A 24,371-nucleotide genomic window follows, 5' to 3' on the forward strand; every position below is an offset into this window, starting at 1 on the left:
GCGGGAGTTCGGCGCGCACGCGGACGTCGTGACTCACGCTCGAGCGGTGTCGGGCGCCGGAGTCGTCAGAGCTTCTCGCCGACGAAGACCGTCAGCGACACGAGGGAGTTGGAGTAGCCCCACTCGTTGTCGTACCAGGAGACGACCTTGACCTGGTTGCCGATCACCTTGGTGAGCTTCGCGTCGTAGATGCTCTGGTGCGGGTTGGTGACGATGTCCGTCGAGACGATGTCGTCCTCGACGTACTCGAGCACGCCCTTGAGGGGACCCTCGGCGGCGGCCTTGACCGCGGCGTTGACCTCCTCGACCGTGACCTCCTTGGGGGCCTCGAAGGTGAGGTCCGTGGCCGAGCCGGTGATGACCGGGACGCGCAGGGCGTAGCCGTCGAGCTTGCCCTTGAGCTCCGGGAGCACCAGGGCGACGGCCTTGGCGGCACCCGTGGTGGTCGGCACGATGTTCTGCGCGGCGGCGCGGGCGCGGCGGAGGTCCTTGTGCGGGCCGTCCTGCAGGTTCTGGTCGCCGGTGTACGCGTGGATCGTCGTCATGAGGCCGCGCTCGATGCCGATCGAGTCGTTGAGGGCCTTGGCGAGCGGCGCGAGGCAGTTCGTCGTGCAGGACGCGTTCGAGATGATGTGGTGCGCGGCCGGGTCGTACTGGTCGTTGTTCACACCCATGACGAAGGTCGCGTCCTCGTTCTTCGCCGGGGCGGAGATGATGACCTTCTTGGCGCCGGCGTCGATGTGCGCCTTGGCCTTGGTGGCGTCGGTGAAGAAGCCGGTGGACTCGATGACGATGTCCGCGCCCAGCTCGCCCCAGGGGAGGTTCGCGGGGTCGCGCTCGGCGAGCGCACGGATCTTCTGGCCGTCGACGATGATGTTGTCGTCGTCGAAGTCGACCGACTTCGGGAAGCGGCCCAGCACCGTGTCGTACTTGAGCAGGTGGGCCAGAGTCTTGTTGTCGGTCAGGTCGTTGACGCCGACGACCTCGATGTCCGCACCCGACTCCACGAGAGCGCGGTAGAAGTTCCGTCCGATCCGACCGAAGCCGTTGATCCCGACGCGGATGGTCACGATTGCCCTCCTCAGGGCGCGCCGGTGAGATCCCGACGCACACGGTTGATGCCGACTTCCGCACGCCGCGAGGGGCGTGCTGATGATTCACGTCGTGACCCCGGAACCACCCGACGTTCTTCCACCGGGCGGTCAGCCTCGGGTCACGTCGTCGTCACCTGACGGAATGAGCCTATACCCGAAACCGCGGTGCCGCTGACCCTCGACGGCCTCGTGAGACATGTGGTCTGACCATATGGACGCCGCGGCTCGCCGGCCACGGCCGGCGACCGGCGGACGGCGGACGCCCGGGCGCGCGACGGCGTCAGAGGTCCAGCAGCTCCGGGCTCAGGCCGGCCTCGGTGTCCGGGATCCCGACGTCGATGGCCCGCTTGTCCGCCGTCGACAGGAGGCGCCGGATCCGGCCCGCGACCGCGTCCTTGGACAGCGGCGGGTCGGCCAGCTGCCCGAGCTCCTCCAGCGACGCCTGCTTGTGCGCCAGGCGCAGCTCCCCCGCCTGCCGCAGGTGCTCGGGCACGTCCTCGCCCAGGATCTCGAAGGCGCGCTGCACCCGTGCGCCCGCCGCGACGGCGGCGCGCGCCGACCGCCGCAGGTTCGCGTCGTCGAAGTTCGCGAGCCGGTTGGCGGTGCCGCGCACCTCGCGGCGCGCGCGCCGCTCCTCCCAGATCTCGCGGGTGCGCACCGCGCCCATCCGGCGCAGGATCTCCCCGATCGCCTCGCCGTCGCGCACCACGACGCGGTCCACGCCCCGCACCTCTCGCGACTTCGCCTGCACGCCCAGGCGCCGCGCGGCGCCGACCAGGGCGAGCGCCGCCTCGGGCCCGGGGCACGTGACCTCCAGCGCCATGGAACGGCCCGGCTCCGTGAGCGACCCGTGCGCGAGGAACGCACCACGCCACACCGCCTCCGCCTCCACGACTCCCGCCGACACGACCTCCGGGGCGAGACCGCGCACCGGCCGCCCCCGGGAGTCCAGCAGGCCCGTCTGGCGGGCGAGAGACTCGCCGTCGCGCACCACGCGCACCACGTACCGGTTGTTCTTGCGCAGGCCCCCGGCCTGCACCACGATCAGGTCGCTCGTGTGCCCGTAGAGCTCCGTGATCGACTGCCGCAGCCTCGCCGCGGCCGCCTCGTCGTCCAGCTCCGCCTCGATCACCACGCGGCCCGAGATGATGTGCAGCCCGCCGGAGAACCGCAGCGTCGCCGAGACCTCCGCCTTGCGGCACGACGTCCGGGTCACCTTGATCCGCGCGAGCTCGTCCTTCACCTCTGCCGTCAGCGCCATGGCGTCATCCTGCCACGCGAGGCAAGCACCCTGAGCCGTCGGCGGAGCCCCACCGGGACCCGTCACACGTCCCCGTAGACGCCCTCGAACACGTCGCGATAGGCCGCCGCCAGGCGCAGCGGGTCGTGGCGCGCCGTCCCGTCGCCGCGACGGACCTGCCGCATGAGCAGCCGCGCACCCATCGCCTGGGCGGCGTCGGCGAGCTCGTCGACGTCCTCGACGGCGGACGGGTCGGCCAGCACCGCGTCCACGCGCAGCCCGGGCGCGTGCCGGAACAACGCCTCGAGGTGGTCGGTCGCGGTGAGCCCCTGGGTCTCGCCGCGCTCGGCGGCCAGGTTGAGAGTCACGCACACCCGCGCGTCGGTCTCGTGCAAGGCCTTCGCGAGCTCCGGCACCAGCAGGTGCACCAGCACCGACGAGTACCAGGATCCCGGGCCCAGCACGACCCAGTCCGCGGTGCGGACCGCCTCCACCGCCTCCGGGCACGCCGGCGGGTCCGCCGGCACCAGCCGCAGCTGCTCGATCCGCCCCTCGGACACGGCGACACGGCTCTGCCCGACGACGGTGTCGAGCGTCGCGACGCCGTCGCGGCGCACGTCCGCCTCGACCACGAGGGGCACCGACGCCATGGGCAGCACGCGCCCCCGCGCGCCGAGCAGCCGGCCGACCCAGTCGAGCCCCGTCACCGTGTCACCGAGCAGCTCCCACAGCGCGACGATCAGGAGGTTGCCCATGGCGTGCTTGTCCAGGCTGCCGCCCGACACGAACCGGTGCTGCAGCAGGTCGCTCCAGGTGCGGCCCCACTCGGAGTCGTCGCACAGCGCCGCGAGCGCCATCCGGAGGTCGCCGGGCGGCAGCACGTCGAGCTCGTCACGCAGGCGGCCCGACGACCCACCGTCGTCCGCGACGGTCACGACGGCGGTCAGCCGGTCGGACATCAGACGCAGCGCGGACAGGCTCGCGAACAGCCCGTGCCCTCCCCCGAGCGCCGTCACCGCCGGCGCCCCCGGGCTCGCGACCGGCGTCGTCACTCCTTCCCCAGGTCGCGCGCGGTGAGGGAGACCCGCTGGCCCGCGTCCCGCAGCCGCTGGGCGATCTCGCCCGCGATCGCGACCGAGCGGTGCTTCCCCCCGGTGCACCCCACCGCGATCGTCACGTACCGCTTCTCCTCGGCCAGGTAGCCGGCGAGGACCGGCTCGAGCGCGGCCACGTACCGGTCCACGAACTCCCGCGCCCCGGGCCGGGCGAGCACGTACTCCCGCACCGGGGCGTCGCGGCCCGTGAGGTGACGCAGCTCGGTGATCCAGTACGGGTTCGCCAGGAAACGGACGTCCACGACGTGGTCGGCGTCGAGGGGGATGCCGTACTTGAAGCCGAACGCGAGCACGTTCACGCGCAGCGCGTCGGGGGCGCCGTCCGCGATGGCGGCGCGCACCTCGCGCGCGAGGTCGTGCACCGACAGCTCCGACGTGTCGATGACGACGTCGGCGCGCTCGGCGATCGACGCGAGCGCGCGGCGCTCCTCGCCGATGCCGTCGAGGATCCGCCCCTCGCCCTGCAGGGGGTGCGGTCGGCGGACGCTCTCGTAGCGCCGCACCAGGGTCTCGTCGCGCGCGTCGAGGAACAGGATCCGGTAGTTCACCCCGGCGTCGCGCAGGTGCTGCAGGACCCGGGTGAGCTCGGCGAAGTACTCCCGCCCGCGCACGTCGACCACGACCGCGAGCCGCTCCACGGACGAGCCCGCCCGGGTCATGAGGTCGACGAGCGGCACGATCATCATCGGCGGCAGGTTGTCGACCACGAACCAGTCGAGGTCCTCGAGGACGCCCGCGGCACGCGAGCGGCCGGCGCCCGACATGCCGGTGATGATCAGCACCTCCGGCTCGGACTGCTCCGGGGCGGGGGTCGTGGCCTCGATCTCGGGGATGCCCTGCGGGACGGTGATGGGGTCCGGCTCGCTCATGCGCCCAGCATGCCAGGGCCCGCCGCGTCCTGGCTGGTCGGCGCGCTGCTCCGGTCGGCGGTGGCGTCGGCCGAGCTGTCGTCGGCGGCGCCGGCTGAGGTGACGTCGGCGCGGGTGGCGGGCTCCGACGCGTCGGAGCTCCCTGCGGCGCCGGGGCCGCCGCCGAGCGCCGCGACGACGGCCTCGGCGGTGCGGCGACCCATGCCGCGCACCTGGGCGATCTCGTCGACGCTCGCCGCGCGCAGCTTCTTGACCGAGCCGAACGTGCTCAGCAGCGCCTTGCGCCGCGCCGGTCCGAGGCCCGGCACCTCGTCGAGCGCCGAGGTCATCATCCCCTTGCTCCGGCGCTGCCGGTGCGCCGTGATGGCGCGCCGGTGCGCCTCGTCGCGCACCCGCTGGAGCAGGTACAACGCCTCGGAGGAGCGCTGCAGGATCACCGGGTAGTCCTCACCGGGGAGCCACACCTCCTCGAGCCGCTTCGCGAGCCCGCACAGCGCGACGTCGGTGACCCCCAGCTCGTCCAGGGCGCGCTGGGCCGCCGCCACCTGGGGCGGGCCGCCGTCGACCACGACGAGGTTGGGCGGGTAGGCGAACCGCTTGCGCTCCCCCGCCTCCCTCGCCTGCTCTGCGGGAACCTCGCCCGACCGAGGGCGGGCGACCTGGGGCGGGCGCCCGTCCTCGTCGCTGTCGTCGAGCTCCACCTCGCCCGACGCCAGCCGGTCGGCCAGGTAGCGGCGGAACCGGCGGGTGATGACCTCGTGCATGGCTGCCGTGTCGTCCCGCGCCCCGTCACCCTCGGGACCCCGGACCGAGAAGGTGCGGTACTCGCTCTTGCGCGGCAGCCCGTCCTCGAAGACGACCATCGACGCGGACTGGTAGGTGCCCTGGGTGTGCGAGACGTCGTAGCACTCGATGCGCAGGGGCGCCGACTCGAGGCCCAGCGCCTCCTGGATCTCGCGGAGCGCCTGGCTGCGGGTGGTGAGGTCGCCGGCACGGCGGGTGCGGTGCAGCGCGAGAGCGTGCTCCGCGTTGGCCCTGACCGTGGCGGCGAGCTCGCGCTTGTCGCCGCGCTGCGGCACCCGCAGCTCCACGCGAGCACCGCGCAGCCCCGTCAGCCAGGCCGTCATCTGCGCCGGGTCGGGGGGAAGCACCGGGACCAGCACCTCGCGCGGGACGGCGTCGCGCGCCTCGCGGCGTGCCGCCGCGCGTCCCTCGACGTCGAGGTCGGCCTCCTCCGCCGCCGTGCGCGCGTCCTCGACGGCGCCGTACACCTGCTGCAGCAGGTGCTCCACGAGCTCCGCGTCCGTGACGTCCTCGACCTTCTCCACGACCCAGCCGCGCTGCCCGCGGATGCGTCCGCCGCGCACGTGGAACACCTGGACGGCGGCCTCGAGCTCGTCGCCCGCGAGCGCGAAGATGTCGGCGTCGGTCGCGTCGGGGAGCACGACGGCGTTCTTCTCCGTGGCCCGGCGCAGCGCCTGGATGTCGTCGCGCAGCCGGGCGGCCTGCTCGTACTCCATGGACGCGGCGGCCTCGTTCATCCGCGCGGTGAGGCGCCGCTCGAACCGCTGCGTGTCGCCGGCCATGAAGTCGCAGAAGTCCTGCGCCAGCTGCTTGTGGTCGTCGACGGTGATCCGACCGACGCAGGGCGCCGAGCACTTGTCGATGTAGCCCAGCAGGCACGGTCGGCCCGTCTGGTGGGCACGGCGGTACACGCCGGCCGAGCAGGTGCGGATCGGGAAGACCCGCAGCAGGAGGTCGAGGGTCTCGCGGATCGCCCAGGCGTGGCCGTACGGCCCGAAGTACCGCGTGCCGGGGCGCTTGGCCCCGCGCATCACCTGGGCGCGCGGCACCTCCTCCGCCATGGTCACCGCGAGGTACGGGTACGACTTGTCGTCGCGGTACTTCACGTTGAACCGCGGGTCGTACTCCTTGATCCACGAGTACTCGAGCGCCAGGGCCTCGACCTCGGTGCCCACCACCGTCCACTCCACCGACGCCGCCGTGGTCACCATGCTCTGCGTGCGGTGGTGCAGGTGGGCGACGTCCTGGAAGTAGTTCGACAGCCGCGCCCGGAGGTTCTTCGCCTTGCCCACGTAGATCACGCGGCCGTGCGCGTCGCGGAACCGGTAGACGCCGGGTGACGTGGGGATCTCCCCCGGCTTCGGGCGGTAGGTCGCTGGGTCGGCCATGCCGTCAGCCTAGGTCAGGCCACCGACGCCCCCGGCGCCGCGGTGGGCGGCCCCGGGGGCCGGCGGCCGCTACTTCATCGTCCCCGCCGTGACGGACCCCTGGAGCTGGCGCTGGAAGATCAGGTAGGCGATGAGCACCGGCACGATCGTCACGACCACCGCCGCGAACATCGCGCCGAAGTCCACGGCGTACCCCGCCGACGACACGAACGCGGCCAGCCGCTGGGACAGCACGTAGTTCTGCTGCTCGGGGTTCAGCGCGATCGGCAGGATGAACTGGTTCCACAGGCCCAGGAAGTTGAAGATCGCCACCGACGCCATGCCGGGTCTCGCCATGGGCAGCATCACCTGGAAGAAGGTCCGCCAGTTCCCCGCCCCGTCGATCGCCGCGGCCTCGGCGATGTCGTCCGGCAGCCCTCGGAAGAACGCGTAGAGGAAGAACACCGTGAAGGGCAGCGCGAACGCCACGTACACCACGATCAGCCCCGGCAGCGTGCCGAGCAGGGCGGCGTTCTGGAGCACGAAGAACAGCGGGACGATCGCGAGGAAGACGGGGAACGTCAGGCCCGCCAGCATGAGGTAGTAGATGGCCCGCCGCCCGGGGAACTCGAACCGGGCGAGCACGTAGGCGCACATCGCCCCCAGGAGCATCACGAGCACCAGCGCGGACCCCACCACGATGATCGTGTTCACGAAGGCACGGCCGATCTGGGCGTCGACCCACGCGTTCTCGTAGTTCGTGAACGACCAGTGCTCCGGCAACGAGAACGGCGACGCGAAGATCTCCGCGCTCGTCTTGAAGGAGCCGATGAGCACCCAGACCATCGGTGCGATGACGAGGATGCACCAGATCACGAGGACGGTGTGCGAGACCCCGGCGGCGAGGCGGTCGCCGCCCGCCGCGCGTGCGGCCCGGGTCCGTGGGACGGCACGTGCCGCGCGCGGCACCGCCTCGGCGTGGGCGGTCATCCCCGGCCCCTCTCGCTCCGGCCGCCGGCGAGGCGGTTCACGGTGAACACCAGCGCGGCGAACACCAGGGTCACGATCGCCATCGCCACGCCCATCGCGCTGGCGTAGCCGAACTTCCCCTCCGTGAACGCCGTGCGGAACAGCTGCTGGGACATCACGAGCGTCGAGTTGTCGGGGCCGCCCTGCGGGTTGAGCGCCTGCACGTACACGAACAGGTCGAGCGCGATGATCCCCAGGTAGATGTAGGCGGTCTGCACGTTGTCCCGGATGAGCGGCAGCGTGATGGACCACGAGGTCCGCCACCGCCCGGCGCCGTCGATCCGCGCAGCCTCGTAGATCTCCGACGGGACGCCCTTGATCGCCGCGATGAAGAGCAGCATGTAGAAGCCGACGAAGCCCCACACCACCACGAACATCGTCACGGGCATCGCCGTGCCCACGTTCCCCAGCCACGCGAACGACTGGAACCGGTCGAGCCCCAGCCCCGTGAGGATGCCGTTGACCAGACCGTTGCTCGGGTCGAGGATCAGGCGCCACATGATGCCGACGGCGATCGCCGGGATCACGTACGGGAAGAGGGACACGACCCGGTAGAAGCCCGACCCGCGGACGCCCCGGACCTGTCCCCTCCCCGCTCCGCCCACCGTGATGAGGATCGCGAACGTCAGCGCGATGACGATGGTGATGAGCGGGATGAACAGGCCGAACATCACGCTGTTCCCGACGGCGTTGACGAACCGCGGGTCCTGCAGCAGCGTCGTGAAGTTCGCCAGGCCCACGACGTCGAACTCGGTCGTGAAGCCCGACCAGTTGGTGAGGGCGTAGAACGCGGCCTGGACGAACGGCCAGATCACGAAGACCAGGAAGAGCGCGAGCGGGAGACCGAGGAAGACGACGAAGAAGCTCACGGTGTCGAACGACCACCCGCCCAGCCGCCCCCTGCGGGGCCCGCGCCCGGGCCCCGCAGGAGCTCCCTCGCCGGCGGGCAGGACCTGCCCGGCGCCGGGGATGGCGGTCATGACACCTCGATCTTGTCGATCGTGTCGTCGTTCGCGATACGGTCCGTGATCGCCTGCAGCTCCTTGGTGAGGTCCGCCACCGACTTCTTGCCGTCGAGGAAGGAGTTCCAGATCGGGAGCTGCTCCTGGTTCATGCCGTACGTGTTGACGAAGTTGAACGTGAAGATGTCGGTCCCGGCCGCGCTGAGCATCTCGGTCTGCGACACCAGCGCCGTCGACCCGAACCCGTCGGCGGGGACGATGTCCTTCACGATCGTCGGGGCCAGCTTCGTCTTGGAGAAGTTCGTCGCGGCCTCCTTCGAGAGCATGACCCGCAGCAGCTCCTTGCCGCCCGCGACGCTCTTGGCCTGCGACGGCACGATGAACGGCTCGCCGGCGGTCGAGTGCAGCGCCGTGGCGGGCATCGCCGGGCTCGCGGTGACCGAGAAGCTCGGGACGCCCTTCATCTGGAAGTCGGACGCCGTCTGGTCCTTCATCTCGTTCTCGATCCAGGAGCCCGACGGGTAGAGCAGCGCCTCCTGCTTGTTGCTCCACTGCGCCTGGGCCGCGGTGAACTGCGTGCCCGACCCGCCGGGCTTGAAGTACCCGGCGTCGATGATCTCCTTCATGATCGTGAAGGTCGCCTGGAGCGAGTCGTTGGACCAGCAGTCCGGCTCGAGGTTCTCGAGCGCCAGCCGGACCTCGTCGCCGCCCTCCTTGATGGCCGACTCGATCGCGAGGGTCTGGTAGTACGTCGCGGCCTCGGTGCCCCACAGGAAGAGGTACTTGCCGGCCTTCTTCGCCTCCGCGCCGAGGGCCTTGGCCTCCTCCCACGTGGCGGGCGGCGTCCAGCCGTTCTTGTCGAAGAGGCTGCCCGAGTACCAGACGCCGTAGACGGTGAGCACGTAGTTGAGCGCCGCGAACTTGTCCCCGTAGGTGCCCGGGGCGAGGACGCCCTCGTACAGGGTGTCGCGGATGGTCGTGCCCTCGACGTTGGGCGCGTCGATGATGTCGGTGAGGTCCTCGAGCTGGTCGAGGATCGTGTTGAACCCGATCGACTGGGCGCCCGAGTTGTCCACCAGGTCGGGCGGGTTGCCGCCGACGAACCGCGGCTGCAGCTCCGTGGCGATCTGCGTCGAGGGCGAGACCTTGACGGTCGATCCGGCGTGCAGGCCGGCGAGGACCTTCCCGGCGAACTCGACGTAGTCGACGCCGTAGCCGCCGTCGAAGATCACGGCGTCGACCGTGGTGTTCTCGGCCATGCCGAACGGGTTCTTCGCGTCCGTGGAGCCGCCGGTCGCGGCGCTCGTGGTCGCCTCGCCGCCGCCACCGCCCGTGGCGCATGCCGCGAGCGGGAGGCCGAACGGGACGGCGGCGGCCGTGTACATCACGGCGCGGAGCACCGACCGGCGGGAGGGCTGGGGGGTGATGTTGCTCTGGTCAGTGGTGAAGTTGCTGGTCATCGTCGTTGATGCCCTTCGTGTCAGGGTGCGTCGCTCGACGCCCCGTCAACCGTGCTGCTCTGCCCGCTCAGGCCCTGCGCCGACCTCCTCGTCTCGCACCGTGAGGCGTTGCGGCGGGTTCCGCACCGCTCACGGAAATATCTCCCATCCACCACGGGGATGGAGTGGAAAATATTCACGCGCGGTCGCCACGTCAACCGCCCACACGACAGTGTGACCGGACTGGTATAGATCACCCGCTCGGGTGCGGGTGGCCCCTTACGAGGCGGGTGCCGCGAGCCGCACGGGCGCCGGCTCGACGATGACCGCGAAGTTGACCGACCGTGCGATGAAGCACAGGGCGTGCGCGCGGTGGTGGAGCTCCGCCACGGCCTCGTCCGTCGCCTGCGGGCCCGCGTCGACGGTCACCCGGGGTCGCAGCGTGACGTCGGTGAACTGCCCCTCGCCCCGGGACTCCACCCGCATCGTGCCGGTCGTGTCGTCCACGTACTCGCGGACCACCAGGCCGTGCTCGGCGGCCAGGTGGAGGAACCACAGCATGTGGCACTGCGCGAGGCTCGCGACGAACAGCTCCTCCGGGTTGTGCCGCGCCGGGTCACCACGGAACGCCGGGTCGGCGCTCCCGAGCAGCGGCGGCTTGCCCGAGACCAGGACCGTGTGGTCCCGGGAGTACGACGTGTAGGACGTCGTGCCCGGACCGCCACCGGGGTCGGAGGCCCCGGCCTCGGCAGCATCGGGCCAGGCGACGGTCACGGCGTAGTTGTGGTGCGCTCCCATGGCCACACGCTAGGACGTCAGGCGGCGCTGCGCTTACCGGGACGCTTCGACGCGGTCTTCCCCTTCGTCGTCGCCTTCCCCGAACCCTTCGTCGTGCCCTTCGCCGAGCTCCGCGCACGCGGCGCCGACGACGCCGAGGTCGCGGCGGCGGACCTCGCCCGGCCGGCAGGGGTCGCCGTCGGCACGGGCGGGTGCTCCTGGAGGATCGGCGCGAGGAACTGGCCCGTGTGGCTCGCCGCGACCTGCGCGACGTCCTCGGGCGTGCCCTCCGCCACGACCGTCCCGCCGCCGGAGCCGCCCTCCGGCCCCATGTCGACGATCCAGTCGGCGCTCTTGATGACGTCGAGGTTGTGCTCGATGACGAGGACGGTGTTGCCCTTCTCCACCAGCGACTGCAGCACGCCGAGCAGCTTGCGGATGTCCTCGAAGTGCAGGCCCGTGGTCGGCTCGTCCAGGACGTAGATCGTGCGACCCGTGGAGCGCTTCTGCAGCTCGCTCGCAAGCTTGACCCGCTGCGCCTCGCCGCCCGAGAGCGTCGGCGCCGGCTGCCCGAGGCGGACGTAGCCGAGACCCACCTCGACCAGCGTGGTGAGGTAGCGCGAGATCGCGGGGAACGCGGCGAAGAACTCCGCGGCCTCCTCGATCGGCATGTCCAGCACGTCCGCGACCGTCTTGCCCTTGAAGTGCACCTCGAGGGTCTCGCGGTTGTACCGCGCGCCGTGGCACACCTCGCACGGCACGTAGACGTCGGGCAGGAAGTTCATCTCGATCTTCAGCGTGCCGTCGCCCGCGCACGCCTCGCAGCGCCCGCCCTTGACGTTGAAGGAGAAGCGGCCCGGCCCGTAGCCGCGGACCTTCGCCTCCTCGGTCTCCGCGAAGATCTTGCGGATCCGGTCCCACACGCCCGTGTAGGTGGCCGGGTTGGAGCGCGGCGTGCGCCCGATCGGCCCCTGGTCGACGTGCACCACCTTGTCGAGCTGGTCCACGCCCGTGACCCGGGTGTGCCGGCCCGCCACCTGGCGCGCGCCGTTGAGCTCGTTCGCGAGCACGGTGTGCAGGATCGAGTTGACCAGCGTCGACTTGCCGGACCCCGAGACGCCCGTGACCGCCGTGAGCACGCCGAGCGGGAAGGACACGTCGATCCCCCGCAGGTTGTTCTCCCGGGCGCCGACGACCGTGACCTTCCGGCCGGGGTCGGTCGCGCGACGCTCCGCGGGCAGCGCGATGCTGCGCCGCCCGGAGAGGTAGGCGCCGGTCATCGAGCCCTCGGCCTCGAGGAGCCCGGCATAGTCGCCCGAGTGCACGACGCGGCCGCCGTGCTCGCCCGCGCCGGGGCCGACGTCGACGATCCAGTCTGCCGCGCGGATCGTGTCCTCGTCGTGCTCGACGACGATCAGCGTGTTGCCGAGGTCCCGCAGGCGGGTCAGCGTCTCGATGAGGCGGCGGTTGTCGCGCTGGTGCAGGCCGATCGAGGGCTCGTCGAGCACGTACAGCACGCCGACGAGGCCGGAGCCGATCTGGGTGGCGAGCCGGATGCGCTGGGCCTCGCCGCCGGACAGGGTGCCCGCCGGACGCTCGAGCGACAGGTAGTGCAGGCCCACGTCGACGAGGAAGCCGAGCCGGGCGTGGATCTCCTTGAGGACCTCTGCCGCGATCGCGCGCTCGCGCTCGCCCAGCTCGAGCCCGTCGAGGAAGGTCTTGGCCTGGTCGATCGGCAGCCTGCACACGTCCCAGATCGACTTGCCGCCGACGGTGACCGCGAGGACCTCGGGCTTGAGCCGTGCCCCCGAGCACACGGGGCACGGGACCTCGCGCATGTAGGCCTCGTACTTCTCCTTCGACCAGTCGGACTCGGTCTCCCGGTGCCGCCGCTCCAGGAAGGTCACCGCGCCCTCGAAGCCGGTGGAGTACTGCCGCTCGCGGCCCCACCGGTTCTTGTACCGCACGTGCACCTGGTGGTTGCGGCCGAACAGGATCGCGTCACGGGCGCGCTGCGGCAGCGCGCGCCACGGCACGTCCATGGAGAAGCTCATCTCCTCCGCCAGCGCGGTGAGCACCCGCTCGAAGTACTCCGACGACGTCTGCGCCCACGGCACCACGGCACCGTCGCGCAGGGTCCTCTCCTCGTCCGGCACGACGAGGTCGGCGTCGACCTCGAGGCGGAAGCCGATGCCGGTGCACTCCGGGCACGCGCCGTACGGGGCGTTGAAGGAGAACGTGCGCGGCTCGATCTCGTCGAGCGCGAGCGGGTGGTCGTTGGGGCACGCCCGCTTCTCCGAGAACTTGCGCACCCGGTCGACGTCGTCGATGTCGGCGTCGACGAGCTCCACCATGACCAGGCCGCCCGCGAGGCGCAGCGCGGTCTCCACCGAGTCGGTGAGCCGGCGCTGGACGCCGTCGCGCGACACGAGGCGGTCGACGACGACCTCGATGTCGTGCTTGAGCTTCTTCTCGAGCGTGGGCGGGCTGGTCAGCTGCACCACCTCGCCGTCGACCCGCGCGCGGGCGAAACCCTGCGTCTGCAGCTCGGCGAACAGGTCGGCGTACTCGCCCTTGCGCCCGCGCACGACGGGTGCGAGCACCTGGTAGCGCGTGCCCTCCGGCAGCTCGAGGAGCTTGTCGACGATCTGCTGCGGCGTCTGCGAGCGGACCGGCTCGCCGCACACGGGGCAGTGCTGCGTCCCCGCGCGGGCGAAGAGCAGGCGCAGGTAGTCGTAGACCTCGGTGATCGTGCCGACCGTCGACCGCGGGTTGCGGTTGGTCGACTTCTGGTCGATCGACACCGCGGGCGACAGGCCCTCGATGAAGTCGACGTCGGGCTTGTCCATCTGGCCGAGGAACTGGCGGGCGTACGCGGAGAGCGACTCCACGTAGCGACGCTGCCCCTCGGCGAAGATCGTGTCGAACGCCAGGGAGGACTTCCCCGAGCCCGACAGCCCGGTGAAGACGATCAGCTCGTCGCGCGGGAGATCGAGCTCGATGTTGCGCAGATTGTGCTCGCGGGCGCCGGAGATGACGAGGCGGTTGCTCACCCGGGCATCTTACGTCGGGACGCCGACATTCGTACAGGCGTTCTATACCTTTCGGGGCCTTTTCGCGTGCCTGACCGGTCACACCCGGCCGCCTGACCCGCTCCCGGACTCCCCCGGCCCGCGACCGCACGGGGTGCTTGGATACGGCCATGTCCGTCTACGCCGTCACGTACGTCTACGTCACCGACCCCGACCGCCTCGCGGAGGTCCGACCGGAGCACCGGGAGTTCCTCCGTGGCCTGCACGAGAGCGGCACGCTGCGCGTGTCCGGCCCGCTGCCCGCGACGCCGGACGGCGAGCCCGGCGGCGCGCTCCTGGTCGTCGAGGCCGACGACGCGACCGGCGCGCTCGAGCTGCTCGCGGCCGACCCCATGCGGCGCGAGGGTCTGGTCGCGCACCGCGCGGCGCGGGAGTTCGTGCCCGTGATCGGCGGGTTCGCCGCCTGACGCCGGACGACGCGCACAGGCCCCGAACGGCGTGCCGTCCGGGGCCTGTGCGCTCGTGTCGTCAGCGGCCCGAGGACTCCGGCCCGGAGGATGCGGGAGCGGATCCGGGCTCCGACGCCACGTCCTGCGTCTCCGGTGCCGCCGTCGTCGACGACGCCGCACCCGCTGCGTCCGCCGCGCCCGCCGGCGCCGCGTCCTTCGCGGCGACCGCGGCGGTCCGCCGCGTCTTCGCCAGGCTCGCGACGGTCGCGATCGCGATCGAGCCGAGGATCACGGCGAGGGACAGCCAGATCGGGATCTCGGGCGCCCAGGCGACGTGCTCGCCCCCGTTGATGAACGGGAGCGTGTTGGTGTGCAGCGCCTCGAGGATGAGCTTGACGCCGATGAACCCGAGGATGACCGCCAGGGCGATCGGCAGGTACACCAGCCGCTCGAGCAGGCCGCCGAGCAGGAAGTAGAGCTGCCGCAGGCCCATGAGGGCGAAGATGTTCGCGGTGAAGACGATGAACGGGTCCTTCGTCAGCCCGAAGATCGCGGGGATCGAGTCGAGCGCGAACAGCAGGTCCGTGGAGCCGATCGCGACGAACACCACGAGCATCGGGGTGAACAGCTTCTTGCCGTCGACCACCGTGCGCACCTTCGCGCCGTCGTACTCCTGGCTCACCGGCAGCACGCGGCGGAGCAGGCGGATCGCGACGTTCTCCTTGAACTCCTCCTCGTCGTCGCCCCCCGCCACGAGCTTGACCGCCGTGTAGATGAGGAACGCGCCGAAGAGGTAGAAGACCCACACGAACTGCTCGAGGATCGCCGCCCCCGCGAGGATGAACGCCCCGCGCAGCACCAGCGCGATGATGATGCCGACCATCAGCACCATCTGCTGGTGCCGCTTCGGCACCGCGAACCGCGACATGATGATGACGAAGACGAACAGGTTGTCCACGCTCAGGGAGTACTCCGTGAGCCAGCCGGCGTAGAACTCCCCGGCGGGGGCGGTGCCGCCCACCGCGAGCACGATCAGCCCGAACACCAGCGCCAGGGCGACGTAGAAGCCGACCCACAGGCCGCTCTCCTTCATGCTCGGCACGTGGGGGCGCCTGCCGACGATGGCGAGGTCGACGGCGAGCAGGACGATCAGCGCCGCGAGCGACGCCCACTCGAACCAGACCGGCAGCTCGTGGATCATGCGTCTCCTTCGGAGGTGGGTGTCGGCGAGGCCGTGGCACGGGCCCGACGGTCACGCCGGTCGCGCGCCAGGGAGGCGATCGTCGTGACGGCGAGCACCACCACGATGAAGCTGAGGGACAGCGTCGTCGAGATCTCGGGGATCGCCTCGACGTGCTGCCCGCCGTTGATGAACGGCAGCTCGTTGGTGTGCAGGGCGTGGATCACCAGCTTGACACCGATGAAGCCGAGGATCGCCGCGAGGCCGTAGTTGAGGTAGACGAGGCGGTCCAGGAGGCCGTCCACGAGGAAGTAGAGCTGCCGCAGGCCGAGCAGGGAGAACGCGTTGGCCGCGAAGACGAGGTACGTCTCCTGCGTGAGACCGAAGATGGCGGGGATCGAGTCGACCGCGAACAGCAGGTCGGCGCTGCCGATCGCGACCATGACGATGAGCATCGGCGTGATGTACCGCTTGCCGTCGATCTTCGCGGTCATCTTGTCGCCGACGTACGTGTCCGTCGTCGGGAAGAGGCGGCGGGTCAGCCGCAGGACGCCGTTCTCGTTCCACTCCTCGTCGTGCCCCGTGCCCGAGCGGGCCTGGGCGATCGCGGTCCAGATGAGGAACGCACCGAAGATGTAGAAGACCCAGGCGAAGTTCGCGATGATCGCGGCGCCGGCGATGATGAACACCGTGCGCAGCACCAGCGCGATCGTGATGCCGATGAGGAGCACGCGCTGCTGGTACTCCCGGGGCACCCGGAAGCTCGTCATGATCAGGACGAAGACGAACAGGTTGTCGACACTGAGCGACTTCTCCGTGATGTACCCGGCGAAGTACTCGCCGCCGTACGTCCCGCCCCACACGACCCAGACGATCACGCCGAACACGACCGCGACCGCGACGTAGGCCAGGGACCACGTGGCCGACTCGCGCAGCGTGGGGGCGTGCGGGGTGCGCACGTGGCCGACGTAGTCGACCGCGAGCATCGCGAGGATCACGCCGACGGTGACGATCCAGACCCAGACGGGCACATCCATGGAAACTCCTCCGGTACGTAGCACTGAGCACCGGAGGTCTTCCCCACCCGGAGCGGCTACGAGCCTGGCGTCCGGGCCGACGAGGCCGGTCCGGCATCTGTGCCTGACGTGATGACGACCTCACCGTGGGCGGGGTACTCCCCTCCAACCCGCACACCTTACATGAGACCCCGGACCCGCCATCCGCGCATGTCACGACCGGGCCCCGCCCCGCTCAGGCCGTCGCGGCCTGCATCTGCCGCAGCTCCTTCTTCAGCCCGCCGATCTCGTCGCGGAGCCGGGCCGCGACCTCGAACTGCAGCTCCGCGGCGGCGGCGTGCATCTGGTCGCTGAGCTCCTGGATGAGCTCCGCGAGCTCGCCCGCAGCGGCGCCGGCGAGCCGGTTGCCGGTGGTGGCGCCCTCCTTCGGCGAGCCCGGCACGGGCGCGCGGCCCTTGCCCTGCGCGGACGCGGGAGCCTTGCGGTACCCGCCGGACAGCAGCTCCTGCGTGTCGATGTCCTCGCGGGCGAGCATGTCGGTGACGTCCGCGATCTTCTTGCGCAGCGGCTGCGGGTCGATCCCGTGCTCCTCGTTGTACGCCACCTGCTTCGCGCGGCGGCGGTCCGTCTCGTCGAGGGCGTACCGCATGGCCGGCGTGATCTTGTCCGCGTACATGTGCACCTGGCCGGTGACGTTGCGTGCCGCACGCCCGATCGTCTGGATGAGCGACCGCTCGGAGCGCAGGAAGCCCTCCTTGTCGGCGTCGAGGATCGCCACCAGGGAGACCTCGGGCAGGTCCAGGCCCTCGCGCAGCAGGTTGATGCCGACCAGCACGTCGTACTCCCCCAGCCGCAGCTCGCGGAGCAGCTCGACGCGGCGCAGCGTGTCGACCTCGGAGTGCAGGTACCGCACCCGCACGTCCTTCTCGAGGAAGTAGTCGGTGAGGTCCTCGGCCATCTTCTTGGTGAGCGTCGTGACGAGCACCCGCTCGTCCTTCTCGACGCGCTCGCGGATCTCGTGCAGCAGGTCGTCGATCTGGCCGGTGGTCGGCTTGACGACCACCTGCGGGTCCACCAGGCCGGTGGGCCGGATGACCTGCTCCACCACGCCGTCGGACATGGAGAGCTCGTAGTCGCCCGGGGTCGCGGACAGGTAGACCGTCTGCCCGATCCGCTCGACGAACTCCTCCCAGCGCAGCGGCCGGTTGTCCATCGCGCTCGGCAGGCGGAACCCGTGCTCCACGAGCGACCGCTTGCGGGACATGTCCCCCTCGAACATCGCGCCGATCTGGGGCACGGTCTGGTGCGACTCGTCGATGACGAGCAGGAAGTCCTCGGGGAAGTAGTCGAGCAGCGTGTTCGGCGGCGACCCCTGCTCGCGGCCGTCGATGTGCCGCGAGTAGTTCTCGATGCCGCTGCACGTGCCGATCTGGCGCATCATCTCGATGTCGTACGTGGTGCGCATCCGCAGCCGCTGCGCCTCCAGCAGCTTGTTCTGCCGCTCGAGGTCCGCCAGGCGGTCCGTGAGCTCGGCCTCGATGCCGCCGATCGCCCGCTCCATCCGCTCCGGGCCCGCGACGTAGTGCGTGGCCGGGAAGAGGTAGACGCTCTGCTCGTTGCGGAGGACCTCGCCCGTGAGCGGGTGCAGCGTCTGGATCGACTCGATCTCGTCGCCGAACATCTCGATGCGGACGGCGAGCTCCTCGTACACGGGGATGATCTCCACCGTGTCGCCGCGCACGCGGAACGTGCCGCGCGTGAACGCCATGTCGTTGCGCGTGTACTGCATCTGCACGAACCGGCGGAGCATGTCGTCGCGGTCGACCACGTCCCCGACGTCGAGCCGCACCATCCGGTCGACGTACTCCTGCGGGGTACCCAGGCCGTAGATGCACGACACCGATGCCACGACCACGACGTCGCGCCGGGTCAGCAGCGACGACGTCGCCGAGTGCCGCAGTCGCTCCACCTCGTCGTTGATCGACGAGTCCTTCTCGATGTAGGTGTCCGTCTGCGCGATGTACGCCTCGGGCTGGTAGTAGTCGTAGTACGAGACGAAGTACTCGACCGCGTTGTTCGGCAGCAGCTCGCGGAACTCCGTGGCCAGCTGCGCGGCGAGCGTCTTGTTGGGCGCCATGACGAGCGTGGGCCGCTGCAGCTTCTCGATGAGCCACGCGGTCGTCGCGCTCTTGCCGGTGCCGGTCGCGCCGAGCAGGACGACGTCCTTCTCCCCCGCCTGCACCCGGGACGTGAGGTCCGCGATGGCGGTGGGCTGGTCTCCCGAGGGTTCGTAGTCGGACACCACCTCGAAGGGGGCCACCGCACGCTGGAGGTCGGTCACGGGTCGCATGGCACCACCGTACGGCGCGCCTCCGACACCCACCGGTGAGCCCGCCGGCGCGACGGCCGAGGGCGCACCGCCGCGGCGTCAGGCCTCGGACGCCGCGGCGGACTCCTCGTCCACCTCCGCGCACAGCCGCTGCCAGAGCGCGTCGACCTGCTCGCGCAGCCCGTCCTCCGTGCCCGTGCCGTCCAGCACGACGTCCGCGACGGCGGTCCGTGCCTCGTCCGTCGCCTGCGCCCCGACGCGCGCCCGCGCGGACGCGTCGTCGAGGCCGCGCCCGCCCACCAGCCGATCGACGCGCTGGTCCGCCGGGGCGTGCACGACCACCAGCAGGTGGAAGTGGTCCGCCTGGCCCGTCTCGACGAGCAGGGGGATGTCGTGGACCACGACGGCACGATCGTCCGCGGCCCCGGCGAGCGCCTCGCGCTCGGCCGCGAGACGGCGGATCTCCGGGTGCAGGATGCCCTCGAGGCGCGCCCGTGCCGTCGCGTCGTCGAACACGAGACGCCCGAGCGCGGGCCGGTCGAGGGAGCCGTCCGCCGCGAGGACGCCGTCGCCGAAGGCCGCGACGACCTCCTCGAGCCCGACCGTCCCGGGCTCCACCACCTCCCGGGCGAGGACGTCGTGATCGATCACGACGGCACCCAGCTCGGCGAGGCGGCGCGTGACGACGGACTTCCCTGCGGCGATGCCGCCCGTGAGGCCGATGCGAAGCATGGGCCCATCCTGCCCCCGGCGTAGGCTTCCCGCCATGAACGCCCAGCGGCACCGGGCCGGGGCGGGCCGGGAGGTGCCATGGCGGGCGGACCCATGATGCGGTCGTACCTGAACGACGCGACCGTGAAGGACCGCCGGCTCGCGGGGCCGACGCTCCGACGCATCCTCGGCTTCGCCCGCCCGTACCGGGCGCAGCTCGCGGCGTTCGTCGGGCTGCTGGTGCTCAGCGCGGCCGCCGGCGCCGTCACACCGCTGCTGTTCCGCCGTCTCATCGACGACGGCATCGCGACCGGCGACCGCGGGCTCGTGCTGGCCATGGCCGCCGCCGCGGCGTCGATCGCGATCGTCACGGCCGCGCTGGCCGTGGCGGAGCGCTGGTTGTCGTCGCGCGTGGGCGAGGGCCTGATCCTGGACCTGCGGTCCGCCGTCTTCGACCACGTCCAGACGATGCCGCTCGCCTTCTTCGCCCGCGCGCGCACCGGCGCGCTCGTGCAGCGGCTCAACGGCGACGTGCTCGGCGCGCAGCAGGCCTTCACGTCGACGCTGCAGACCGTCGTCTCCAACGGGCTGACGATCGCCTTCACCCTCGCGGCGATGCTCGCCATGTCGTGGCAGCTCACCCTGGTGTCCCTGGTGCTCGTCCCCGCGTTCGTGCTGCCCGCCCGCTGGTTCGGGCGCCGCCTCGCCGGCCTGGCGCGCACCGGGTACGACCTCAACGCGGACGCCGGGCAGATGATGAACGAACGGTTCAACGTCGCCGGCGCGCACCTGGTCAAGGTGTTCGGCGACCCGGAGGCGGAGAGCGCGCGGTACGCGGCCCAGGTGCGCAGGCTGCGCGACCTCGGTGTCCGCACGGCGCTGCTCGGCACCTGGTTCCGCGTCGGCCTGACGACGCTCGCGTCCCTGGCCATCGCCGTCGTCTACGGCCTGGGCGGGCTGCAGGCGATCGCGGGCGAGCTCACGGTCGGGACCGTCGTCGCGCTCACCGCCTACCTCAGTCGTCTCTACGGGCCCCTCTCGGCGATGTCCAACGTGCAGGTCGACGTGATGACCGCGCTGGTCAGCTTCGAGCGGGTGCTCGAGGTGCTCGACCTCGAGCCGGCGCTCGCCGAGAAGCCCGGCGCCGCCGACCTGCGCGCGGCGGTGGCCTCCCGGGGTGCGTCCGTCGAGCTCGACCACGTGACGTTCCGGTACCCGCGCGCCGACGAGGTCTCGCTCGCGTCCCTGGAGTCGGTCGCGACCCTGCGCTCCGACCCCACCGGGGACACGCTGCGTGACGTGTCGTTCTCCGTGCCCGCCGGCGCGATGGTCGCGCTCGTCGGGCCCTCCGGGGCCGGCAAGACGACCGTCTCCCAGCTCGTCTCGCGCCTGTACGACCCCACGTCCGGCGCCGTGCGGATCGCCGGCGCGGACCTCCGCGACGTCACCGCCGCGTCGCTGCGCGGCACGGTGGGCGTCGTCTCGCAGGAGGCACACCTGTTCCACGACACCGTGGCCGCGAACCTCCGCTTCGCCCGCCCCGACGCGACGGACGACGATCTCGAGCAGGCACTGCGCCAGGCCCGCATCTGGGACCTGGTGGCCCGACTGCCCGAGGGCGTCGACACCGTGGTCGGCGACCGCGGCTATCGCCTCTCCGGCGGGGAGCGGCAGCGGCTCGCCATCGCGCGGCTGCTGCTCAGGGCGCCCGACGTCGTCGTGCTCGACGAGGCGACCGCCCACCTGGACTCGGAGTCCGAGGCCGCCGTCCAGGCGGCGCTCGACCAGGCGCTGGCGGGACGCACGTCCCTCGTCATCGCGCACCGGCTGTCGACCGTCCGGGCGGCGGACACGATCGTCGTCCTCGCCGAGGGCCGCGTGGTGGAGACCGGCACGCACGCCGAGCTGCTCGCCGCGGGCGGGCTCTATGCCGAGCTGTACGCGACGCAGTTCGCGGACGCCGGCGCGACGCCCGCCCAGTAGACGCGCACCCTCCGGCCACGCACGACGGCGGCCCGCCACCCCGAGGGGTGACGGGCCGCCGTGGGCTACCGGTGGGTCGCGGACGACCCGGTGTCAGTCGCCGATCAGTTACCCGTGAGCTTCTCGCGGAGCGCGGCGAGCGCCTCGTCCGAGGCGAGCGTGCCCGCGGCCTCCTGCGCCGGCGGGGCCGACGAGTAGGACGAGGACGAGCTGCTCGAGCTGCCGCTCGGGACAGCGTCGTTGACGGCCGCGTCGGCGTCCGCCGCGATGGCCGCACGGACCTGCTCGCGGTGCGACTCCCAGCGGGCGTGCGCCTTGGCGTACTCCGCCTCCCAGGCCTCGCGCTGCGTCTCGAAGCCCTCGAGCCACTCGTTGGTCTCCGGGTCGAAGCCCTCGGGGTACTTGTACTCGCCGTTCTCGTCGTACTCGGCAGCCATGCCGTAGAGCGCGGGGTCGAAGTCCTCGGACTCCGGGTCCATGCCCTCGTTGGCCTGCTTGAGCGACAGCGAGATGCGGCGACGCTCGAGGTCGATGTCGATGACCTTGACGAACACCTCGGCACCGACGCTGACGACCTGCTCGGGCAGCTCGACGTGGCGGACGGCCAGCTCGGAGATGTGCACCAGGCCCTCGATGCCGTCCTCGACGCGGACGAACGCACCGAACGGCACGAGCTTCGTGACCTTGCCGGGCACGACCTGGCCGATGGCGTGCGTGCGGGCGAAGGTCTGCCACGGGTCCTCCTGCGTCGCCTTCAGCGACAGGGAGACGCGCTCGCGGTCGTGGTCGACGTCGAGCACCTCGACGGTGACCTCCTGGCCCACCTCGACGACCTCGGACGGGTGGTCGATGTGCTTCCAGGACAGCTCGGAGACGTGCACCAGGCCGTCGACGCCGCCCAGGTCCACGAACGCACCGAAGTTGACGATCGAGGAGACGACACCGGGGCGCACCTGGCCCTTCTGCAGCGTCTGCAGGAAGGTGGAGCGGACCTCGGACTGCGTCTGCTCGAGCCAGGCACGGCGCGACAGGACCACGTTGTTGCGGTTCTTGTCGAGCTCGATGATCTTGGCCTCGATCTCCTTGCCGACGTACGGCGCGAGGTCGCGGACGCGACGCATCTCCACGAGGGAGGCGGGGAGGAAGCCACGAAGACCGATGTCGAGGATGAGGCCGCCCTTGACGACCTCGATGACGGTGCCGGTGACGACGCCGTCCTCCTCCTTGATCTTCTCGATCGTGCCCCAGGCGCGCTCGTACTGGGCGCGCTTCTTGGACAGGATCAGGCGACCCTCCTTGTCCTCCTTCTGGAGGACGAGAGCCTCGACGGCGTCGCCCACGGCGACGACCTCGCCCGGGTCCACGTCGTGCTTGATGGAGAGCTCCCGGGACGGGATCACGCCCTCCGTCTTGTAACCGATGTCAAGAAGGACCTCGTCGCGGTCGACCTTGACGATCGTGCCTTCCACGATGTCACCATCGTTGAAGTACTTGATGGTGGCGTCGACGGCGGCAAGGAAGTCCTCTTCGGTGCCGATGTCGTTGACGGCAACCTGCGGGGCGGACTTCGTGGTGGAGATGGTCATTGAGTAGATGCTCCGATGCGGACAGGACGTAGTGCGGACAGGGTCTGTGGCGCGAGCACCCGGGCATCGACGCGGGGACCGGTCCGCACGACAGCGGTCCGAACCCCGAGACGTCCTCAGGCGCACTGCACCGCCGACAATCCTATCGACGGTGCGGCGAGGGGTCAACGCGGACCCCGTGCCACGATGGCCGGGTGAGCCACCATCCTCCCGCGCCCCGTCCCGTCGCGCACGCGGGGTACGACGACGTCCCCGACGAGGCGGGGAACGCTGCCGCGCGGGGGTGGTGGGACGAGAACGCCGACGAGTACCTCGCCGAGCACGGCACGTTCCTCGGCGACGCGGGCTTCCGCTGGGGCCCGGAGGGGCTCACCGAGGCGGAGGCCGGCCTGCTCGGCGACGTCGACGGCGCCCGGGTCCTCGAGATCGGCGCCGGGGCGGCACACTGCTCGCGCTGGCTGGTCGGCCGAGGGGCCCGGGTCCTGGCCACCGACGTCTCCGCGCGCATGCTGGCCGGCGCGGCACGGCTCAACGCCGCCACCGCCACGCCGGTGCCGCTGGTGCAGGCCGACGCCAGGTCGCTCCCCGTCGCCTCCGGCTCCGTGGACGTCGCGTTCACCTCGTACGGGGCCATCCCGTTCGTCGCGGACGCGGAGCGCGTGCACGCCGAGGCGGCCCGAGTGCTGAGGCCGGGCGGCCGGTGGGTGTTCTCCGTGACGCACCCCGTGCGCTGGGCGTTCCCCGACGACCCCACCACCCTGGGCCTCACCGTGCACCGCTCCTACTTCGACCGCCGTCCCTACGTCGAGACCGACGACCAGGGCGACGTGCGCTACGCCGAGTACCACCGCACGGTCGGCGACCACGTGCGCGACGTCGCCGCCGCCGGCCTGCGCCTGCGCGACGTCGTCGAGCCCGAGTGGCCGGGCTGGAACTCCGCGACGTGGGGCGGTTGGAGCCCGGAGCGCGGCGCCGTGCTGCCCGGCACCGCGGTCTTCGTCACGACCAAGGACTGACCCGAGGGCCCGACCGGCTCAGGCGGGCCCGAGGGCCCGGTGCGGCACCCAGCCGGCGCGGCCGTCCCGCGCGACGCACCAGCTCCACCCGGACCCCGGGTCGTCGGCGGTGACCTCGACGGCCTCGCCCGCGGCGACCGCGAGCTCCTGGGTGTCGTACGCCTCGCGGACCACCGCCACCGGACGGGCGTCGTCCAGGTGCCGCGCGGGCACCCACCCGCTGCCGCCGTCGCCCGACGTGACGAACACGAACGCGGGCCAGGTGTCGTCGCGGTCGCCCACCCGCACCGCGTCCCCCGGCGCGACGCGGAGCGGCGCACGGGACGGGATCTCGTGATCGGCGACCACGCGGGCGGGACCGAGATCCATCGCC

General features: G+C 71.4%; 19 protein-coding genes. 3 read left to right on the forward strand and 16 right to left on the reverse strand.

Annotated elements, in window-relative coordinates; translation table 11 throughout:
- Positions 1-65: 65 nt before the first annotated feature.
- The 10 genes from gap to uvrA all read right to left on the reverse strand — a co-directional run bounded on the left by gap (position 66) and on the right by uvrA (position 13,749).
- A complete protein-coding gene (gene gap / locus ACFQ8T_RS08680) occupies positions 66-1,070 on the reverse strand; it encodes a type I glyceraldehyde-3-phosphate dehydrogenase (RefSeq protein ID WP_430546145.1) in 1,005 nt (334 codons plus the stop codon).
- 304 nt (positions 1,071-1,374) lie between these two features.
- Positions 1,375-2,355 carry a DNA-binding protein WhiA gene (gene whiA, locus ACFQ8T_RS08685; RefSeq protein ID WP_430546146.1) on the reverse strand — a complete coding sequence of 327 codons (981 nt, stop codon included), beginning with the start codon at positions 2,353-2,355 and terminating at the stop codon, positions 1,375-1,377.
- A 62-nt stretch (positions 2,356-2,417) separates the two neighbouring features.
- On the reverse strand, positions 2,418-3,386 hold the full coding sequence (gene yvcK / locus ACFQ8T_RS08690) for a uridine diphosphate-N-acetylglucosamine-binding protein YvcK (RefSeq protein WP_430546147.1): 969 nt from the start codon (positions 3,384-3,386) through the stop codon (positions 2,418-2,420).
- Positions 3,383-4,318, reverse strand: coding sequence for an RNase adapter RapZ (gene rapZ, locus ACFQ8T_RS08695; protein ID WP_430546148.1), 936 nt, complete (start codon positions 4,316-4,318; stop codon positions 3,383-3,385). Before rapZ ends, yvcK begins: the two co-directional genes overlap by 4 nt.
- Positions 4,315-6,510, reverse strand: a complete 2,196-nt coding sequence (uvrC, locus tag ACFQ8T_RS08700; protein ID WP_430546149.1) for an excinuclease ABC subunit UvrC — start codon at positions 6,508-6,510, stop codon at positions 4,315-4,317. Before uvrC ends, rapZ begins: the two co-directional genes overlap by 4 nt.
- Positions 6,511-6,579: 69 nt before the next feature.
- Entirely contained in the window at positions 6,580-7,479 is a 900-nt protein-coding gene (locus tag ACFQ8T_RS08705; RefSeq protein ID WP_430546150.1) for a carbohydrate ABC transporter permease, read from the reverse strand.
- On the reverse strand, positions 7,476-8,498 hold the full coding sequence (locus ACFQ8T_RS08710; RefSeq protein WP_430546151.1) for a carbohydrate ABC transporter permease: 1,023 nt from the start codon (positions 8,496-8,498) through the stop codon (positions 7,476-7,478). The genes ACFQ8T_RS08705 and ACFQ8T_RS08710 overlap by 4 nt, the downstream gene beginning before the upstream one ends.
- Entirely contained in the window at positions 8,495-9,940 is a 1,446-nt protein-coding gene (gene ngcE / locus ACFQ8T_RS08715; RefSeq protein WP_430546152.1) for an N-acetylglucosamine/diacetylchitobiose ABC transporter substrate-binding protein, read from the reverse strand. Before ngcE ends, ACFQ8T_RS08710 begins: the two co-directional genes overlap by 4 nt.
- Before the next feature lie 258 nt (positions 9,941-10,198).
- Positions 10,199-10,717 carry an OsmC family protein gene (locus tag ACFQ8T_RS08720; protein WP_430546153.1) on the reverse strand — a complete coding sequence of 173 codons (519 nt, stop codon included), beginning with the start codon at positions 10,715-10,717 and terminating at the stop codon, positions 10,199-10,201.
- 17 nt (positions 10,718-10,734) lie between these two features.
- Positions 10,735-13,749, reverse strand: a complete 3,015-nt coding sequence (gene uvrA / locus ACFQ8T_RS08725; RefSeq protein WP_430546154.1) for an excinuclease ABC subunit UvrA — start codon at positions 13,747-13,749, stop codon at positions 10,735-10,737.
- A 149-nt stretch (positions 13,750-13,898) separates the two neighbouring features.
- Between uvrA and ACFQ8T_RS08730 the strand changes: the two genes are divergently transcribed.
- Positions 13,899-14,195: a YciI family protein gene (locus ACFQ8T_RS08730; protein WP_429763395.1), complete on the forward strand. Its 297-nt coding sequence runs from the start codon at positions 13,899-13,901 to the stop codon at positions 14,193-14,195.
- 61 nt (positions 14,196-14,256) lie between these two features.
- Here ACFQ8T_RS08730 and ACFQ8T_RS08735 read toward each other — a convergent pair whose 3' ends face one another.
- The 4 genes from ACFQ8T_RS08735 to coaE form a co-directional block, all read right to left on the reverse strand.
- Positions 14,257-15,378, reverse strand: a complete 1,122-nt coding sequence (locus tag ACFQ8T_RS08735) for a TerC family protein (RefSeq protein ID WP_430546155.1) — start codon at positions 15,376-15,378, stop codon at positions 14,257-14,259.
- On the reverse strand, positions 15,375-16,394 hold the full coding sequence (locus ACFQ8T_RS08740) for a TerC family protein (RefSeq protein ID WP_430546156.1): 1,020 nt from the start codon (positions 16,392-16,394) through the stop codon (positions 15,375-15,377). Before ACFQ8T_RS08740 ends, ACFQ8T_RS08735 begins: the two co-directional genes overlap by 4 nt.
- 214 nt (positions 16,395-16,608) lie before the next feature.
- Positions 16,609-18,723 (reverse strand): excinuclease ABC subunit UvrB, encoded by a 2,115-nt coding sequence (uvrB, locus tag ACFQ8T_RS08745; protein WP_430546157.1) that lies wholly within the window; start codon positions 18,721-18,723, stop codon positions 16,609-16,611.
- 78 nt (positions 18,724-18,801) lie between these two features.
- Positions 18,802-19,434: a dephospho-CoA kinase gene (gene coaE / locus ACFQ8T_RS08750; RefSeq protein WP_430546158.1), complete on the reverse strand. Its 633-nt coding sequence runs from the start codon at positions 19,432-19,434 to the stop codon at positions 18,802-18,804.
- A gap of 78 nt (positions 19,435-19,512) precedes the next feature.
- Here coaE and ACFQ8T_RS08755 point away from each other — a divergent pair, with 78 nt between their 5' ends.
- A complete protein-coding gene (locus tag ACFQ8T_RS08755) occupies positions 19,513-21,396 on the forward strand; it encodes an ABC transporter ATP-binding protein (RefSeq protein ID WP_430546159.1) in 1,884 nt (627 codons plus the stop codon).
- A gap of 104 nt (positions 21,397-21,500) precedes the next feature.
- Here ACFQ8T_RS08755 and rpsA read toward each other — a convergent pair whose 3' ends face one another.
- Positions 21,501-22,982, reverse strand: coding sequence for a 30S ribosomal protein S1 (gene rpsA, locus ACFQ8T_RS08760; protein WP_429763389.1), 1,482 nt, complete (start codon positions 22,980-22,982; stop codon positions 21,501-21,503).
- 194 nt (positions 22,983-23,176) lie between these two features.
- Between rpsA and ACFQ8T_RS08765 the strand changes: the two genes are divergently transcribed.
- Positions 23,177-23,998 carry a class I SAM-dependent methyltransferase gene (locus tag ACFQ8T_RS08765; protein ID WP_430546160.1) on the forward strand — a complete coding sequence of 274 codons (822 nt, stop codon included), beginning with the start codon at positions 23,177-23,179 and terminating at the stop codon, positions 23,996-23,998.
- A gap of 18 nt (positions 23,999-24,016) precedes the next feature.
- Here the strand turns inward: ACFQ8T_RS08765 and ACFQ8T_RS08770 are convergent, their stop codons facing one another.
- Positions 24,017-24,367 (reverse strand): SH3 domain-containing protein, encoded by a 351-nt coding sequence (locus tag ACFQ8T_RS08770; protein ID WP_430546161.1) that lies wholly within the window; start codon positions 24,365-24,367, stop codon positions 24,017-24,019.
- Between the last annotated feature and the right edge of the window lie 4 nt (positions 24,368-24,371).

Origin of the sequence: Isoptericola sp. NPDC056618, assembly GCF_042792715.1 — a bacterium.
GTDB lineage: Bacteria > Actinomycetota > Actinomycetes > Actinomycetales > Cellulomonadaceae > Isoptericola > Isoptericola nanjingensis.

What these genes read in the sequence shown, in the direction of transcription:
- ACFQ8T_RS08770 (WP_430546161.1), bottom strand. Translation starts at nt 24,367, where the DNA reads ATGGATCTCGGTCCCGCCCGCGTGGTCGCCGATCACGAGATCCCGTCC.
- uvrC (WP_430546149.1), bottom strand. Translation starts at nt 6,510, where the DNA reads ATGGCCGACCCAGCGACCTACCGCCCGAAGCCGGGGGAGATCCCCACG.
- ACFQ8T_RS08740 (WP_430546156.1), bottom strand. Translation starts at nt 16,394, where the DNA reads ATGGATGTGCCCGTCTGGGTCTGGATCGTCACCGTCGGCGTGATCCTC.
- ACFQ8T_RS08735 (WP_430546155.1), bottom strand. Translation starts at nt 15,378, where the DNA reads ATGATCCACGAGCTGCCGGTCTGGTTCGAGTGGGCGTCGCTCGCGGCG.
- ACFQ8T_RS08755 (WP_430546159.1), top strand. Translation starts at nt 19,513, where the DNA reads ATGGCGGGCGGACCCATGATGCGGTCGTACCTGAACGACGCGACCGTG.
- coaE (WP_430546158.1), bottom strand. Translation starts at nt 19,434, where the DNA reads ATGCTTCGCATCGGCCTCACGGGCGGCATCGCCGCAGGGAAGTCCGTC.
- ngcE (WP_430546152.1), bottom strand. Translation starts at nt 9,940, where the DNA reads ATGACCAGCAACTTCACCACTGACCAGAGCAACATCACCCCCCAGCCC.
- ACFQ8T_RS08720 (WP_430546153.1), bottom strand. Translation starts at nt 10,717, where the DNA reads ATGGGAGCGCACCACAACTACGCCGTGACCGTCGCCTGGCCCGATGCT.
- rapZ (WP_430546148.1), bottom strand. Translation starts at nt 4,318, where the DNA reads ATGAGCGAGCCGGACCCCATCACCGTCCCGCAGGGCATCCCCGAGATC.
- ACFQ8T_RS08730 (WP_429763395.1), top strand. Translation starts at nt 13,899, where the DNA reads ATGTCCGTCTACGCCGTCACGTACGTCTACGTCACCGACCCCGACCGC.
- whiA (WP_430546146.1), bottom strand. Translation starts at nt 2,355, where the DNA reads ATGGCGCTGACGGCAGAGGTGAAGGACGAGCTCGCGCGGATCAAGGTG.
- ACFQ8T_RS08710 (WP_430546151.1), bottom strand. Translation starts at nt 8,498, where the DNA reads ATGACCGCCATCCCCGGCGCCGGGCAGGTCCTGCCCGCCGGCGAGGGA.
- uvrB (WP_430546157.1), bottom strand. Translation starts at nt 18,723, where the DNA reads ATGCGACCCGTGACCGACCTCCAGCGTGCGGTGGCCCCCTTCGAGGTG.
- ACFQ8T_RS08705 (WP_430546150.1), bottom strand. Translation starts at nt 7,479, where the DNA reads ATGACCGCCCACGCCGAGGCGGTGCCGCGCGCGGCACGTGCCGTCCCA.
- rpsA (WP_429763389.1), bottom strand. Translation starts at nt 22,982, where the DNA reads ATGACCATCTCCACCACGAAGTCCGCCCCGCAGGTTGCCGTCAACGAC.